Consider the following 13,961-nt stretch of genomic DNA (forward strand, 5'->3'; position numbering starts at 1 on the left):
ACCTGAAGCCCTTTACCTACAGGCGTGTAGCTCTTTCCTGGCACATACTCATAAAATGTAACGTTTTTCTGAAAGCAGCCCGTTGCAGAACGGCATATCCACTTCATGAGTCCGCCCGCGTGAAAATCCGTCTTTCTATCCTGAGCCTATTTTTTGCATTTACAGGCACCCTTATCACGCAGAGCGCCGTCGCTCGCGAAACCACCGAAGCGCCGCGCGACCCCTCCCAACTGCATATTGCCTCCGGCAGCGCCATGCTGCTGGATCTGCAGACCAACAAAGTCATTTATTCCAGCAATCCCGACGTTGTCGTGCCCATTGCGTCGGTGACCAAGCTGATGACCGGCCTGATCGTACTCGACGCCAAACAACCGCTGGATGAATACATCTCCGTGGACATCAGCAACACCCCGGAAATGAAAGGCGTGTTTTCCCGGGTCAAGCTCAAGAGCGAGCTGCCGCGCAAGGAGATGCTGCTGATCGCCCTGATGTCGTCGGAAAACCGTGCCGCCGCCAGCCTCGCCCACCACTACCCGGGCGGGTACGCAGCCTTTATTGCCGCCATGAACGCCAAGGCCAAGGCACTGGGCATGACCAGCACGCACTATGTCGAGCCGACCGGCCTGTCGGCCCATAACGTGTCCACCGCACGGGACCTGAGCAAACTGTTGCTGGCGGCGCGCAAATACCCGCTGCTGAGCGAGCTGAGCACCACCAAGGAAAAGACCGTGGCGTTCCGCAAACCCAGCTACACCCTGGGCTTTCGCAATACCGATCACCTGGTCAACAGGGCCAACTGGGACATCAAGCTGACCAAGACCGGCTTTACCGATGAAGCAGGCCACTGCCTGGTGCTGGTGACCAGCATGAGCAACCGACCGGTCGCCCTGGTGATTCTCGACGCCTTTGGCAAATACACGCACTTCGCCGATGCCGGCCGCATCCGCCAGTGGCTGGAAACCGGTAAAAGCGGCTCGGTACCGGGCGCCGCCTTGAGCTACAAGGCCAGCAAAAACCTGAAAAGTCGTCAGAGCGGCGTCGCCCAGACTGCCGAGTAGAAGCTGGCAGACACAAAAAAGGCCGCGGATCTGTCGATTGCGGCCCCTTCAAAGACGGCGCCCTTGGGCGCCGTCAGCGTTTCTGCAACCTCAGTTGGCGCTCAATGCCTTGGTCGCCCGCGCTGCCGCGTTCTCCTGCCCGGCCTGGGCCAACTCATCGGCCGCCTTCAGCCAACGCTGGCGATCGACCTGGGCGGGTACCTGGGTCGGCCCCTGAATCAGCACCGCCCAGTGCCCCGCACTGCTCCAGGCTGATTCGAACTTGGCAAAGTCCATCAACAGACGACGATTCATTCCCGCTCGCAACAACACCGTCCGCTTGTGCCGGTTATAGCCCGCCAGCACGGCATAGCGAGGTTCGGCCCAGAACGCCGAGCCTTCGGTGTAACGCACCATCACCGGGTATCCCGCGGCAACCTGGGTCAGCAGCGCCGCTAAATTGTTATCCAGCGGATAGACCACCATCCCGTACTCACGCGCCAGGGTCAGCATGTTCTGCTGCAACTTCGCCTCGGCGCCTGGCAGGTGCAGCGGCTTGTCCAGCAGGCCTGGGGTGATCACGATGCCTTGCTGGGACAGCATGCTGGCCAGGGTGCCCGGGCCGCTCTGATAGGTTTCGCCGCGGAAAAACGGCACGCCATTGAGTTCCACCCGCTCGGGCAGGCGCTGAATCTCTGGCTGCACGCTGCTGGCGCAACCGGCCAGCGTCAGGGCGCAGGCGCCCGCCAACAACAGTGTTCGAAATCGCAGAAACATCAGTTCCATCATGACTCTCTTGTGCAGACGCCAAGCCAGGAACCCCGGCCGAAACGCTGATCATAGGGCGCCATGAAGCAAGGGTATAGCGTCAAGCCGCAGTAATTTGCGCCCCATAGAGCAAACAGTCTGATGACACTCGACTATTGGTCAATGGCTTGAAACACATCCGCGACTAGACTGTCCATGGCAACGGGTGTGTGCCCCGAACAGGGCAAAAAGGAGGCATGTATGAGCCTGACAACGACAATCCTGATGCTGATCGGCGGCTGGCTGGCCGTCGCCGCTGCCATGCTCTGGGGCGTCCTGCGGATCGCTCGCCGACACCATCATCCGCGTTTGCCGACTCCCGCCGCGAAAACCGCAAAACCGGCCCGATATCACGCCACCGCGCATTGACTGGCGCCTTTTCTCCTACCCAATAAAAAACAGCGACCTGTGTCCTTGAACACAGGCCGCCGTCGATTGTTGCCGCGAATCAGGCTTCGACTCCCGCCTCCGCCGCCACCCGCTTCTGCCGGGCACGACGAGCCAGCATGTTCAGCCCCTCGATGGCCGCCGAGAAGGCCATGGCCGCGTACACATAACCTTTTGGCACATGAGCACCGAAACCTTCGGCGATCAGCGTCATGCCGATCATGATCAGGAAGCCCAGGGCCAGCATGACCACCGTCGGGTTGTCATTGATGAACTTGGCCAGAGGCTCGGCCGCCAGCAGCATCACCAGTACCGACACCACCACCGCGATGATCATGATCGGCAAGTGCTCGGTCATGCCGACGGCGGTGATGATGCTGTCGATGGAGAACACCATGTCCAGCATCAGGATCTGGCCGATCGCCGCAGCGAACCCCAGGGACACGCCGGCGGTCTTGCTTTTGCTGTCCTGCGGCTCCGGGTCCATGCTGTGATGGATCTCCGTGGTGGCCTTCCACAGCAGGAACAGGCCGCCGGCGATCAGGATCATGTCCTTCCAGGAGAAGACCTGGCCGAAGACATCGATCACCGGCTCGGTCAGTTGCACAATGAAGGCGATGGTGCTGAGCAGTGCCAGACGCAGGATCAGGGCCATGCCGATACCTATCCGCCGGGCCTTGGCCCGGTGTTGCTCGGGCAGCTTGTTGGTCAGGATCGAAATGAAGATCAGGTTATCGATGCCGAGCACGATTTCCATGACCACCAGGGTTGCCAGGGCGACCCAGGCGGTGGGGCTGGCGGCGAGTTGTAAAAGGTATTCCATGGCTCAGTCCTGAGTCGGGGGGTATGGGGGAATCAGATTTCCTGGGACGACGAGGTGGCTTCTTTGGCCTCATCCGCCGGCTTTTCCTGCTTGCTGATCAAGCCTTGGGTCGCATCGCTGATCGCCTGTTCGGCGGCCTTGTGCGTGTCGTCGATCGCCTGCTTGGCGTTTTCCGCAGCCTTGCCCAACAGCTGCTGCGCGCTTTTTTCTGCCTGCTCGCAACCGGCAAGGGTGATCAACGACAACGCCAGCAACGATGCGGCGATGGATTTATAGGTCATTGCGCTTTCCTCGTTAGAACGGACCGGGCCGAGACGATAGCCCGTCAATAGCGAGGCATTCTATGGAGGTGAACACTTCAGGAAAATTCGTATTTTTAACAGCTATACTTCGATTTTTACGAATAAAAGCCAGCCATGCTCAATTACCGCCAACTGCACTACTTCTGGGTCGTCGCCAAGACCGGCAGCATCGTCCGGGCCTGCGAGCAACTGAACCTGACCCCGCAAACCATCAGCGGCCAGATCACCCTGCTCGAACAGACCTACGGCATCGAATTGTTTCGCCGGGTCGGTCGGCAACTGGAGTTGACCGAAGCCGGGCGCCAGACCCTGCCCTACGCCGAGCAGATGTTCCAGCTGGGCGGCGAACTGGAAGCCATGCTCCAGGCCCAGCCCAACGAGCAGCAGATCCTGTTCCGGGTCGGCGTGGCCGATGTGGTGCCCAAATCGATCGTCTATCGCCTGATCGCCCCGACCATGGAGCTGAACGAACCGATCCGCATCACCTGCCGCGAAGACAAGCTCGAACGCCTGCTGGCCGACCTGGCCATCCAGCGCCTGGACCTGGTGATCTCCGACAGCCCCATGCCTTCGCACCTGGACATCAAGGGCTACAGCCAGAAACTCGGCGAATGCGGCATCAGCTTTTTTGCCACCGAGGAACTGGCCGAGCGCTATGGAACGAACTTCCCCCATAGCCTGCATGGCGCTCCGCTGCTGATTCCCGGGCAGGAAACGGTAGTACGCAGCCGCCTGCTGCGCTGGCTGGCCGAGCAGCAGATACAACCCAGGATCATCGGCGAGTTCGACGACAGCGCCTTGATGCAGGCATTCGGCCAGTCGGGCAGCGGGATCTTCATCAGCCCCAGCGTGATCGCCGACGAAGTGCGGCGCCAGTACGGCGTGCAACTGATCGGCCAGACCGACGCGGTCAGCGAGTCGTTCTACGCCATTTCGGTCGAACGCAAGGTCAAGCACCCCGGCATCGTGGCGATCACCGAAGGCGCCCGCCGCGAGCTGTTTACCGCCATGGGCGCCTGAGGAGGATCAGACGCAGCTGGCCTGTGGCTTGAGGGTCATCAACAGCAGGGCCAGCAGGATCGACACCAGGATAAAACCGGCGGCGGCAACCCCCAGGCTGCCCAGCCCCAGGGTGTCGATTACCCGGCCGCCGACCATCGCGCCCAGGCCGATCCCCAGGTTGGCCCCGGCGATGTTCAACGACGCGGCAAACGCCGGCGCCTGGGGCGCGGCCTTGATCAGGCGGACATGGCTGACCAGGAACAGCGCCGCCTGGGTCACGCCCCAGACACCCATGGCCGCCGCCAGGCCCACCGGCGAATGAATGCTCGGCACCAGCGCCACCATGCCGCCGATCATCAAGGCGCAAAAGCCCATGGACGCCAGCAACGGATGACGGTCCACCGCGCGGCCGCCCAGCGAGTTGCCGATCAGCCCCACCGCGCCGAAGCCCATCAGGCACCAACCCACCAGCGTGCCGTTGAAACCGGCCAGGCGCTCGAGGATGTCCGCCAGGTAGGTGTAGGCGGTGAACATGCCACTGAACACCAGGATCGACAGCAGCACATGCCCTTGCATCAAGGGGCTGCGCAGGATGCCGAACTGCGAGCGCAGGCTGACCTGCTCGTTGTGCACGCGGGTCTGCGGCAGGTAGACATACAGCAGCAACGCCTTGGCAAAGGCCACCAGCGCCAGGATGCCGAACGCGCTGCGCCAGCCGAAGGCATCGGAAATCAGCGTCCCCACTGGAATGCCGAACACCGTGGCGCAGACGATACCGAAGCCGATCTTGGCGATGGCTCGCCCGGCGTAATCAGGGCCGACGATATCCACCGCGGTTTCGCTGGCCAAAGCCCAGAACACCGGCAAGCCCAGCGCCGGGATCAGCCGCGCCACCGCCATCACCCAGATATTCGGCGCCAGCGCCGCCAGGGTGTTGGCCAGGCCGAACATCACCAGTACCGAGATGAACAGGCGCTTGCGCTGGAAACGGGCGAAATAGGCCGTGAGGAACGGCCCGAATGCCGCCACGGTGAAGGCGAACAAGGTCACCAGCAGGCCGGCCTGCGGCACGCTGACCGCAAGATCCCGGGCAATCGAAGGCAGTAGGCCGACAATGATGAACTCCGTCGTCAGCACGGTAAAACCGGCGGCTGACAACAACAGAATGGGCAACAGCATGGAAAACTCCGGAAACGACGACATCAGCGATGGCCTGGGGGCCCGCTGACTGGAGATGAGAAGAGGATGGCGAATCCTAACAGAATGTGTCCGCGCATGTCTGGGGTAGCGGCGAAAAAACCGCAGGCTACTCTAGAGGGCTCAGGTGGCAGATCGTCACATCCGTGGGCGAACCCCGTGTGATAAAGTCCGCCCCCTGCCGCAACACCCCGTACCTTCAGCAACTCATCAGCACGGCGTCCCCCGTTGACGCACGGCATATTAAAAAAATCAGAGATACCGCTATGACTGCTTCCCCCCCGTCGCTCCTGGAAAAACTCAAACGCGCCAGCCTGGTCACGCAGATCGTCATTGGCCTGGTCGCCGGTATCGCCCTGGCGCTGCTGGCCCCTGAACTGGCGAAATCCACCGCCTTTATCGGCAAGGTCTTTGTCTCGGCGCTGAAAGCCGTCGCGCCGATCCTGGTGTTCGTGCTGGTAATGGCCTCCGTCGCCAACCACAAGCACGGCCAGGAAACCCATATCCGTCCGATCCTCTGGCTCTACCTGCTGGGCACTTTCGCCGCGGCGGTGGTGGCGGTGGTCGCCAGCAGCCTGTTCCCCTCCTCCCTGGTGCTGAGCACCCATGACGTCGCCATCTCCGCCCCCGGCGGCATCAGCGAAGTCCTGCAAAGCCTGCTGCTGAGCGTGGTGGACAACCCGGTCAGAGCGCTGATGAATGCCAACTTCATCGGTATCCTGGCCTGGGCCATCGGCATGGGCGTGGCCATCCGCCACGCCGGCAACACCACCCGCAGCGTGCTGGACGACCTGTCCAATGGCGTGACCCTGATCGTCCGGGTAGTGATCCGCTTCGCCCCGCTGGGCATCTTCGGCCTGGTGGCCTCGACCCTGGCCACCTCGGGCTTCGGCGCCCTGCTCGGTTATATGCATCTGCTGGCGGTGCTGATCGGCTGCATGCTGTTCGTCGCGCTGGTGATGAACCCGCTGATCGTGTTCTGGAAGATCCGCCGCAACCCGTTCCCGCTGGTGCTCATGTGCCTGCGCGAAAGCGGCATCACCGCGTTCTTCACCCGCAGTTCGGCGGCCAACATTCCAGTCAACCTGGAACTGAGCAAGCGCCTGGGCCTGCATGAAGACACCTATTCGGTGTCGATCCCGCTGGGGGCCACCATCAACATGGCCGGCGCCGCCATCACCATCACCGTGCTGACCCTGGCCGCCGTGCATACCCTGGGCATTGCCGTCGATCTGCCCACCGCCGTACTGCTCAGCGTGGTCGCCGCCATCTGTGCCTGCGGTGCTTCCGGCGTGGCCGGCGGTTCGCTGCTGTTGATTCCGCTGGCCTGCAGCCTGTTCGGCATCCCCAGCGAAATCGCCATGCAGGTGGTCGCCGTCGGCTTCATCATCGGCGTGCTGCAGGATTCGGCGGAAACCGCGCTGAACTCCTCCACCGACGTGCTCTTCACCGCAGCCGCGTGCATGGCCCAGGAAGAGAAGGTCCGCCAGACCGCCTGAGCCTGCATGAACAGCGCGCACTAAAAAGCCCGGCAAGGCTCGCACCTTGCCGGGCTTTTTTATGGGCTTAGCAGCCGGCTACACCAGAAGCCGGCTATTTCAGAAAGCGCCCATGTAGTCGCGCTTGCCGATTTCCACGCCGTTGTGGCGCAGGATCGCGTAGGTGGTGGTGACGTGGAAGAAGAACTGCGGCAGGCCATAGGTCAGCAGGTAGGACTGGCCGCTGAAGCGCTTCTCTTTCGGGGTGCCCGGACGGGTGACGATCTCGATGCCTTCCTTGCCATCGATCTGCGCCGGCTGGATGCCGTCGATAAAGGCCAGGACCTTGGCCAGCAGCGCCTGCAGCTCGGCAAAGGTGGTTTCAGTGTCGTCGTACTTCGGCACTTCGACTTCGGCCAGGCGGGCCGAAACGCCCTTGGCGAAATCGACGGCGATCTGCACCTGGCGGATCAGCGGGAACATGTCCGGGTACAGGCGGGCCTGCAGGAAGGCATTCGGGTCGATGTTCTTCGCCGTGGCGTGGGCTTCGGCCTTGTTCAGGACATCGCTCAGGGCGTTGAGCATTTGCTTGAAGACAGGAACGGAGGCGGCGTACAGGGAAATGGTCATGGTGATCTCGACAAGCTGACGGAAAAAAGCGGAAACAAAGGTGGCGCGATTATAGACCTGCCTGAGCCTCGCCGGCGGCTTGTCTTTTATCCAGCAAGGATTAGGCTAGTCGCCTTCGACAGCATAGGGAAAGCGCGATGAGCATCGAGCAAGAAACCTCCAGCGAGCAATTGCAACTGACCAGCACCGAACTGCGCATTCTCGGGTCGCTGATCGAGAAGCAGGCAACCAGCCCGGAAACCTATCCGCTGACCCTCAATGCCCTGGTCATCGCCTGCAACCAGAAAACCAGCCGCGAACCGGTGATGAACCTCACCCAGGGCCAGGTCGGCCAGAGCTTGCGCGCCCTGGAAAACCGCGGCTTCGCCCGCTTGGTGATGGGCAGCCGCGCCGACCGCTGGGAGCATCGCCTGGACAAGGCGCTGGAACTGGTGCCGGCGCAAGTGGCGCTGGCCGGCCTGCTGTTTTTGCGCGGCCCGCGGACGGTCAACGAGCTGCTGACCCGCAGCGGCCGCATGCACGATTTCGAAGACAGCGAACAGGTAGGACATCAGCTGGAGCGCCTGATCGCCCGTGGCCTGGCGCTGCTGATTCCGCGTCAGGCCGGCCAGCGCGAAGATCGCTACATGCACGCACTGGGAGACCCGGCGGATATCGAAGCGATCCTCGCCGCCCGGCAGAACCCGGTGGAACGCAGCTCGGGCAGCGGCGTATCGGCAGAGCGCATCGAAGAGCTGGAAGCACGTATCGCCGCCCTCGAAGAGCGCCTGGCGAAACTCGAAGGCTGACCCCCGCCCCTGCGGCAGCGCCTTGTAGCCGCTGCCGCAGTCGGCGCAACCTCTCAAAGGCTACAAAAGCCCCTACTCCCCGTCCCAGTAATCCACCCCGTCCGCATGCCGCGCCACCGCGACGAACCCTGAGGCATTGCCCTCATCGTCGATCTTGAAGTCCTTCATCACCACATACTTGCCGGAATCCGGGTATTCGCAGATATCCGGCGCCTCCTGGGTGCTGACCGCCAGGTAACGCAGCTCGCCCTGGCTGGTATTGATGATCTGGTGCGCGGTGTCCATGTCGCCCGGCGGGCAGGCAATCACATCGCCGGCGCGGATGGCAAAACGCTCGGCGCCGAGGCGGATCTCGCCCTCACCGGCGACTATGTAGAACATCTCTTCGTTGACGCGATGGTTATGGAAGGGGCTGGCGCGCATTCCCGGGCCCAGGGCAATCAGTCGGTAGCCGAGCTTCTGTGCGCCCAGTTGCTGGCCGATACGGGCGATGCGCTGGACATAACGGCCGGCGGTATCGCCGGTGGGGGTCAAGGCTTCAGGCAGCGGCTGAAGGTCCGCCTGATCCAGATTGAGAATGGCAGGTGGCATGACGGTCCTCGATCACGGTGGCGTGGAACAGGGGCAAGTCTTGGCTTGCTGGCGACCAGTATAGGAGGGCTTCGCGCGCCACCGACCTGCCCTGCTCCACCCACCGATCAGGCCCGGGCGAAGGCCACCGCCCGCTGGAACTGCTCGGCGCTGGGGCGCACGCCGGTGTACAGCACGAACTGCTCCAGCGCCTGGATGGCGATCACTTCCAGGCCGGTGATCACCTGTTTGCCTTCGGCCCGGGCGCGCAGGATCAGCGGGGTTTCCGCGGGCACCGCCACCACGTCGAACACCGTGCGCGCGGCCTGGATCGCCTCGACCGGGAACGCCAGTTGATCGGCCTCGGGACCGCCGCTCATGCCGATCGGGGTGACGTTGATCAGCATCTGTGGGCGCAGTTCGCCCAGCTCCGCCTGGCAGGCATAGCCCAGGGAGTCGGCGAGGGCCTGCCCGGCTTGTGCATTGCGGGCAACTATCACGCCATCGTGGTAGCCACCATCGCGCAAGGCACTGGCCACCGCCTTGGCCATGCCGCCGCTGCCGCGCAGGGCAAAGCGGGTGTCCTTGGGGATCCGGTGGCTGTCGAGCAACTGGGCGACGGCGATGTAATCGGTGTTGTAGGCCTTGAGGTGGCCGTTGGTGTTGACGATGGTGTTGATCGACTGGATCGCGCTGGCCGAGGCGTCCAGTTCGTCCACCAGGGCAATGCAAGCCTCCTTGAACGGCATGGACACGCCACAGCCGCGAATGCCCAGGGCGCGGATCCCGCCGACGGCGCCTGGCAGGTCCTGGCTGCTGAACGCCTTGTAGTAGAAGTTCAAGCCCAACTGTTCATACAAATGATTGTGAAAGCGCAAGCCGAAATTCCCCGGACGCCCTGACAGCGACATACACAACTGGGTGTCTTTGTTGGGGTTCATCTGCATGTTGATCTCCTTGGAACGCACTTTCGGATAGACGGGATTAGCCAGTCATCGGGTTCTGCCCGATCATATCGACAGCGCCTGAAAGACGGGCCTGCCGCCCATGAACGAGGGTAAAGAAGCCGGTACAGACCTTACACAAAATTTACCCGGCGGCTGTGCAGTTTTTCAGAAAAAAGCTGTCTTAGAAGTATCCCCGCGACAGTCCTCGCGTCTATTGCAGACCGAGCGCTGGGGTTGGAACCGAGGAATAGCCATGATGCATAAAGTCCCCAAGATAGCCTTGCTCATTGGTGCACTTGCTGTCGCCGGTCAAGCGTCCGCCCACGGTGGCCGTGGTTGGGGTGGCCCGGCGGTAGTCGGTGCAGTGGTCGGCGCAGCGGTGGTGGGTTCGGTGATCGCCAACCACAGTCGCCCGGTCTACGTGCAACAACCGGTCTACGTTCAGCCGCAACCTGTGTATGCCGCGCCGCCACCGGTCTACTACCAGCCACAGCCGGTGTACGTGGAAGGCCCGCCGGTCTATTACCGTCCGGCCCCGGTGTACTACGGCCCGCCTCGTGGCTACTACGGCCCGCCACGCCATTACTACTATGGCCCTGGCCGCTGGTAATTCCGGCGACCGCACACCCGCAGGCCCCGCCTTCACCAGCGAGGCCTGTTGCGTTTGAAACAACCCTGAAACGTCTGAATAAATCTTGCAGAGGTCGCTGCCGGGACAGCTTTTGCGATTCAATCCGGCAATAGTGTTGCCAAAGACAGCCCGTACGTGCGAGCCCACGGCTGTCATATTTATGTCATGCCAGGTCCGCAAGATCGGATCTGTCCACAAAACAGCCCCATAACAACAAGGACGACGCCCATGCCGACACAGAACCCCCATCACTCCCCTACCCTGGGTACCGCGAGCAAGGTGTACAGCGCCCTGACCGAACTCAAGCACCTGGAAGGCCACCGCAGCGCCAAGTTCCTGGCCTTGCTGGCCGAGCACCTGGTGCGCAAGGGCCTGCTGCACGACCCGGAAGTGGTCTACATGCTCGATCAGGTCGTCGACTGATCGGGCTGGCGCTTTTTTTCGCCGGTATCGATGTCCACTATCGAGCGTGGTGATTTTTCGTCGAACCTCTCGGTCCGTAAGGTAGCCCCATTGATTGATGGAGGTACTTATGCCCAAGGTTCAGATCATGTCCGTTATCGGTAGCGCCGTTCCCACCTCACTCAGGGAGCTGGGGTTGCTGGCGTGTTGGTACCTGGTGCGCGACGGCGAGCCGGTCAGCGGCCCGCTCACTTCGCTGACCGCCGCCCAGGCCCTGTCGCAAAAGATCGAGCAGCGCGTCCTGCATGCCTAAGGCAACGGCAGTTGTGTCCGCGGCCGGGTATCGACGAACAGGCCCCAGCTCGAGATGAACAGCGCGGCGATCAATGGCCCGATGACAAAGCCGTTCAGGCCGAAGATCGCCAGTCCCCCCAGGGTCGAAATCAGTATCAGGTAATCCGGCATCTTGGTGTCCTTGCCCACCAGGATCGGGCGCAGCACGTTGTCCACCAGGCCGATCACGAATACCCCGTACAAGCCCAGCACCACGCCTTGCCAGATCGCCCCGCTGAACAGGAAGTACAGGGCCACCGGGCCCCAGACGATCCCCGCACCCACCGCCGGCAACAATGACAGCAAGGTCATCAGCACCGCCCATAGCAGCGGGCTGGGAATATCCAGAAACCAGAAAATCAGCCCGCCCAGCACCCCCTGGCTGACCGCTACCAGCACGTTGCCCTTCACCGTGGCCCGTACCACCCGATTGAACTTGAGCTGTAGCCGGCGTTTCTGGTACTCGGCCAACGGCACCGCGATGCGTACCTTGCGTACCAGTTCGGCGCCATCGCGCAAAAAGAAGAACAACAGGTACAGCATCACGAAAAAGCTCACCACGAACTTGAAGGTACCCTGGCCGACGCTGAAAGCCTGGGTGGCGAAGAACTGGCTGCCTTGCAGCGCGCTCTTGACGATCTTCTCGCGCAGGCTCTCCAGCTCACCCAGGCCGAAGCGGTCCAGCAGTTGCTGGAAATACGGCGGCAGGCTGTGCTTGAACCGTTCCAGTTGACCGGCGATGTCCAGTTCGCCGCTTTCGATGCTCTGGTAGAGGTTGGCGCCTTCCTGCACCAGCAGGGTGCTGATGATGACCACCGGCAGAATGGCGCTCACCAGGCAGATACTCAGGGTGCAAAAGGCCGTCAGGTTGCGTGGCCAACCGAACTTGATTTGCAGGCGCCGTTGTAGCGGGTCGAACAGGATGCCGAGAATCACGGCCCAGAACACCGCGCCATAAAAAGGCAGCAGAAGCCAGATGAAGGCGACGGTCACCAGGGTCAGCAGAAGCACCAGGCTTTTGTGTTGCATGAGGTTCTGGTTCATGTCCGCTCTCTGTCAATAAGGTCCAGGACGCTGCAAAGCGCCTGAAACCTTAGTCCGCCGGCGTTTGCCCAAGTGCCCTGTTTTATTCATCGAGCATAGATCCAGATCAATGAAGTCTGTTGGCCCAGGCCTTACCCTCGCGACCTTTTGCCATCGACAACCGCCATGACGCCCCTGACCCGCCCCGAACTGCTCGCCCCCGCCGGCACCCTGAAAAACATGCGCTACGCCTTCGCCTATGGCGCCAATGCGGTATACGCCGGCCAGCCGCGCTACAGCCTGCGGGTGCGCAACAACGAATTCGACCATGCCAACCTGGCCCTCGGCATTCGCGAGGCCCAGGCCCAGGGCAAGCGCTTCTACGTGGTGGTCAACATCGCCCCGCACAACGCCAAGCTCAAGACCTTTCTCAAGGACCTGGAGCCGGTGATCGCCATGGCTCCGGACGCGCTGATCATGTCCGACCCGGGGCTGATCATGCTGGTGCGCCGGCACTTCCCGCAGATGCCGATCCACCTGTCGGTGCAGGCCAATACGGTGAACTGGGCCAGCGTCGAGTTCTGGCAGCAACAGGGCCTGAGCCGGATCATCCTGTCCCGCGAGCTGTCCCTGGAAGAGATCGAGGAAATCCGCCAGCAGGTGCCGGCCATGGAGCTCGAGGTATTCGTCCATGGCGCCCTGTGCATGGCCTACTCCGGGCGCTGCCTGCTGTCGGGCTATATGAACAAGCGCGATGCCAACCAGGGCACCTGCACCAATGCCTGCCGCTGGAAATACCAGGCAGAGGAAGCCACGGAGAACACCCTCGGCGAGATCGTCCAGCAGTTCCAGCCGGAGCCGACCCTAGGCCTGGGCGCGCCGACCGATCAGGTGTTCCTGCTGCGCGAGGCCAATCGCCCGGACGAAGCGATGCCGGCCTTCGAGGACGAGCACGGCACCTACATCATGAACGCCAAGGACCTGCGCGCGGTGCAGCACGTCGAGCGCCTGACGCACATGGGCGTGCACTCGTTGAAGATCGAGGGCCGCACCAAGTCGCACTTCTATTGCGCCCGCACCACCCAGGTCTATCGCCGGGCCATCGACGACGCGGTGGCCGGCCGTGAGTTCGACCGCAGCCTGATGAACGACCTGGAGTCCCTGGCCCAGCGTGGCTACACCGAAGGTTTCCTGCGCCGCCATGTGCATGACGAATACCAGAACTACCTGAACGGCAGCTCGGTATCGGAACGCCAGCAGTTCGTCGGCGAACTCACCGGCGAACGTCGAGACCGCCTGGCGCAAGTGAAGGTGAAGAACCGCTTTGCCCTGGGCGACCATATGGAACTGATGACCCCCAAGGGCAACTTCCACTTCGATCTGCACCAGTTGCAGAACGCTCGCGGCGAGCCGATCGAGGTCGCGCCGGGGGACGGACACACCGTGTACCTGCCGATCCCGGACGCCGTGGATCTGCGCTTTGCCTTGCTGATGCGCGACGTGACGCCGGACAGCACGGTGTAATCCTGATTGCGGTGGCGTCGCTGATGACGCCATCGCGGGCAAGTCGGATCGCCGCCCGCTCGCTCCTACAGAGGACAACG

General features: G+C 62.3%; 17 protein-coding genes. 9 read left to right on the forward strand and 8 right to left on the reverse strand.

Annotated features, from left to right (window positions below; translation table 11 throughout):
* The first annotated feature begins 119 nt into the window (after window positions 1-119).
* Window positions 120-1,058, forward strand: coding sequence for a D-alanyl-D-alanine endopeptidase (gene pbpG, locus H0I86_RS20020; protein ID WP_180921816.1), 939 nt, complete (start codon window positions 120-122; stop codon window positions 1,056-1,058).
* 90 nt (window positions 1,059-1,148) lie between these two features.
* On the opposite strand, the gene H0I86_RS20025 is transcribed toward pbpG, so the two are convergent.
* Window positions 1,149-1,823: a PA2778 family cysteine peptidase gene (locus tag H0I86_RS20025; RefSeq protein WP_180921817.1), complete on the reverse strand. Its 675-nt coding sequence runs from the start codon at window positions 1,821-1,823 to the stop codon at window positions 1,149-1,151.
* Between the two features lie 222 nt (window positions 1,824-2,045).
* Between H0I86_RS20025 and H0I86_RS20030 the strand changes: the two genes are divergently transcribed.
* The gene (locus H0I86_RS20030) at window positions 2,046-2,213 is read left to right on the forward strand and encodes a hypothetical protein (RefSeq protein ID WP_180921818.1); all 168 of its coding nucleotides are present in this window, start codon (window positions 2,046-2,048) and stop codon (window positions 2,211-2,213) included.
* A gap of 79 nt (window positions 2,214-2,292) precedes the next feature.
* On the opposite strand, the gene H0I86_RS20035 is transcribed toward H0I86_RS20030, so the two are convergent.
* Both H0I86_RS20035 and H0I86_RS20040 read right to left on the reverse strand, forming a co-directional pair.
* Entirely contained in the window at window positions 2,293-3,054 is a 762-nt protein-coding gene (locus H0I86_RS20035) for a TerC family protein (protein WP_180921819.1), read from the reverse strand.
* Between the two features lie 32 nt (window positions 3,055-3,086).
* On the reverse strand, window positions 3,087-3,335 hold the full coding sequence (locus H0I86_RS20040; RefSeq protein WP_009044657.1) for a hypothetical protein: 249 nt from the start codon (window positions 3,333-3,335) through the stop codon (window positions 3,087-3,089).
* A gap of 135 nt (window positions 3,336-3,470) precedes the next feature.
* On the opposite strand from H0I86_RS20040, the gene nhaR reads away from it, so the two are divergent.
* Window positions 3,471-4,376, forward strand: coding sequence for a transcriptional activator NhaR (gene nhaR / locus H0I86_RS20045; RefSeq protein WP_007927225.1), 906 nt, complete (start codon window positions 3,471-3,473; stop codon window positions 4,374-4,376).
* Between the two features lie 6 nt (window positions 4,377-4,382).
* On the opposite strand, the gene H0I86_RS20050 is transcribed toward nhaR, so the two are convergent.
* A complete protein-coding gene (locus H0I86_RS20050; RefSeq protein ID WP_180921820.1) occupies window positions 4,383-5,537 on the reverse strand; it encodes an MFS transporter in 1,155 nt (384 codons plus the stop codon).
* Window positions 5,538-5,821: 284 nt separating this feature from the next.
* Here H0I86_RS20050 and sstT point away from each other — a divergent pair, with 284 nt between their 5' ends.
* Complete coding sequence (gene sstT, locus H0I86_RS20055) at window positions 5,822-7,054, forward strand: serine/threonine transporter SstT (protein ID WP_180921821.1); 1,233 nt, start codon at window positions 5,822-5,824, stop codon at window positions 7,052-7,054.
* Between the two features lie 99 nt (window positions 7,055-7,153).
* Here the strand turns inward: sstT and H0I86_RS20060 are convergent, their stop codons facing one another.
* A complete protein-coding gene (locus H0I86_RS20060; RefSeq protein ID WP_009049861.1) occupies window positions 7,154-7,663 on the reverse strand; it encodes a DUF1993 domain-containing protein in 510 nt (169 codons plus the stop codon).
* 137 nt (window positions 7,664-7,800) lie between these two features.
* On the opposite strand from H0I86_RS20060, the gene H0I86_RS20065 reads away from it, so the two are divergent.
* A complete protein-coding gene (locus H0I86_RS20065) occupies window positions 7,801-8,451 on the forward strand; it encodes a YceH family protein (RefSeq protein ID WP_180921822.1) in 651 nt (216 codons plus the stop codon).
* Window positions 8,452-8,523: 72 nt separating this feature from the next.
* Here the strand turns inward: H0I86_RS20065 and H0I86_RS20070 are convergent, their stop codons facing one another.
* Together H0I86_RS20070 and H0I86_RS20075 are read right to left on the reverse strand one after the other, a co-directional pair.
* On the reverse strand, window positions 8,524-9,042 hold the full coding sequence (locus H0I86_RS20070) for a cupin domain-containing protein (RefSeq protein ID WP_180921823.1): 519 nt from the start codon (window positions 9,040-9,042) through the stop codon (window positions 8,524-8,526).
* Window positions 9,043-9,149: 107 nt separating this feature from the next.
* Window positions 9,150-9,968 carry a shikimate 5-dehydrogenase gene (locus H0I86_RS20075; RefSeq protein ID WP_180921824.1) on the reverse strand — a complete coding sequence of 273 codons (819 nt, stop codon included), beginning with the start codon at window positions 9,966-9,968 and terminating at the stop codon, window positions 9,150-9,152.
* Between the two features lie 253 nt (window positions 9,969-10,221).
* Here H0I86_RS20075 and H0I86_RS20080 point away from each other — a divergent pair, with 253 nt between their 5' ends.
* The 3 genes from H0I86_RS20080 to H0I86_RS20090 all read left to right on the forward strand — a co-directional run bounded on the left by H0I86_RS20080 (window position 10,222) and on the right by H0I86_RS20090 (window position 11,314).
* Complete coding sequence (locus tag H0I86_RS20080) at window positions 10,222-10,578, forward strand: hypothetical protein (RefSeq protein WP_373369367.1); 357 nt, start codon at window positions 10,222-10,224, stop codon at window positions 10,576-10,578.
* Between the two features lie 249 nt (window positions 10,579-10,827).
* Window positions 10,828-11,022 carry a hypothetical protein gene (locus H0I86_RS20085; RefSeq protein WP_007927235.1) on the forward strand — a complete coding sequence of 65 codons (195 nt, stop codon included), beginning with the start codon at window positions 10,828-10,830 and terminating at the stop codon, window positions 11,020-11,022.
* Window positions 11,023-11,131: 109 nt separating this feature from the next.
* On the forward strand, window positions 11,132-11,314 hold the full coding sequence (locus tag H0I86_RS20090; protein WP_007927236.1) for a hypothetical protein: 183 nt from the start codon (window positions 11,132-11,134) through the stop codon (window positions 11,312-11,314).
* Here the strand turns inward: H0I86_RS20090 and H0I86_RS20095 are convergent.
* Window positions 11,311-12,378 (reverse strand): AI-2E family transporter, encoded by a 1,068-nt coding sequence (locus tag H0I86_RS20095; RefSeq protein ID WP_180921825.1) that lies wholly within the window; start codon window positions 12,376-12,378, stop codon window positions 11,311-11,313. The two genes, H0I86_RS20090 and H0I86_RS20095, sit on opposite strands and share 4 nt — an antisense overlap.
* Window positions 12,379-12,543: 165 nt before the next feature.
* Between H0I86_RS20095 and trhP the strand changes: the two genes are divergently transcribed.
* Complete coding sequence (gene trhP, locus H0I86_RS20100; RefSeq protein ID WP_180921826.1) at window positions 12,544-13,881, forward strand: prephenate-dependent tRNA uridine(34) hydroxylase TrhP; 1,338 nt, start codon at window positions 12,544-12,546, stop codon at window positions 13,879-13,881.
* The last annotated feature ends 80 nt before the right edge of the window (window positions 13,882-13,961 follow it).

Origin of the sequence: Pseudomonas chlororaphis subsp. aurantiaca, assembly GCF_013466605.1 — a bacterium.
GTDB lineage: Bacteria > Pseudomonadota > Gammaproteobacteria > Pseudomonadales > Pseudomonadaceae > Aquipseudomonas > Aquipseudomonas chlororaphis_I.

Coding starts and splice junctions, on each gene's coding strand:
- H0I86_RS20030 (WP_180921818.1), top strand. CDS start 2,046: ATGAGCCTGACAACGACAATCCTGATGCTGATCGGCGGCTGGCTGGCC.
- H0I86_RS20060 (WP_009049861.1), bottom strand. CDS start 7,663: ATGACCATTTCCCTGTACGCCGCCTCCGTTCCTGTCTTCAAGCAAATG.
- H0I86_RS20085 (WP_007927235.1), top strand. CDS start 10,828: ATGCCGACACAGAACCCCCATCACTCCCCTACCCTGGGTACCGCGAGC.
- H0I86_RS20065 (WP_180921822.1), top strand. CDS start 7,801: ATGAGCATCGAGCAAGAAACCTCCAGCGAGCAATTGCAACTGACCAGC.
- H0I86_RS20035 (WP_180921819.1), bottom strand. CDS start 3,054: ATGGAATACCTTTTACAACTCGCCGCCAGCCCCACCGCCTGGGTCGCC.
- sstT (WP_180921821.1), top strand. CDS start 5,822: ATGACTGCTTCCCCCCCGTCGCTCCTGGAAAAACTCAAACGCGCCAGC.
- H0I86_RS20025 (WP_180921817.1), bottom strand. CDS start 1,823: ATGGAACTGATGTTTCTGCGATTTCGAACACTGTTGTTGGCGGGCGCC.
- H0I86_RS20075 (WP_180921824.1), bottom strand. CDS start 9,968: ATGCAGATGAACCCCAACAAAGACACCCAGTTGTGTATGTCGCTGTCA.
- nhaR (WP_007927225.1), top strand. CDS start 3,471: ATGCTCAATTACCGCCAACTGCACTACTTCTGGGTCGTCGCCAAGACC.
- H0I86_RS20050 (WP_180921820.1), bottom strand. CDS start 5,537: ATGCTGTTGCCCATTCTGTTGTTGTCAGCCGCCGGTTTTACCGTGCTG.
- H0I86_RS20040 (WP_009044657.1), bottom strand. CDS start 3,335: ATGACCTATAAATCCATCGCCGCATCGTTGCTGGCGTTGTCGTTGATC.
- H0I86_RS20095 (WP_180921825.1), bottom strand. CDS start 12,378: ATGAACCAGAACCTCATGCAACACAAAAGCCTGGTGCTTCTGCTGACC.
- trhP (WP_180921826.1), top strand. CDS start 12,544: ATGACGCCCCTGACCCGCCCCGAACTGCTCGCCCCCGCCGGCACCCTG.
- H0I86_RS20090 (WP_007927236.1), top strand. CDS start 11,132: ATGCCCAAGGTTCAGATCATGTCCGTTATCGGTAGCGCCGTTCCCACC.
- H0I86_RS20070 (WP_180921823.1), bottom strand. CDS start 9,042: ATGCCACCTGCCATTCTCAATCTGGATCAGGCGGACCTTCAGCCGCTG.
- H0I86_RS20080 (WP_373369367.1), top strand. CDS start 10,222: ATGATGCATAAAGTCCCCAAGATAGCCTTGCTCATTGGTGCACTTGCT.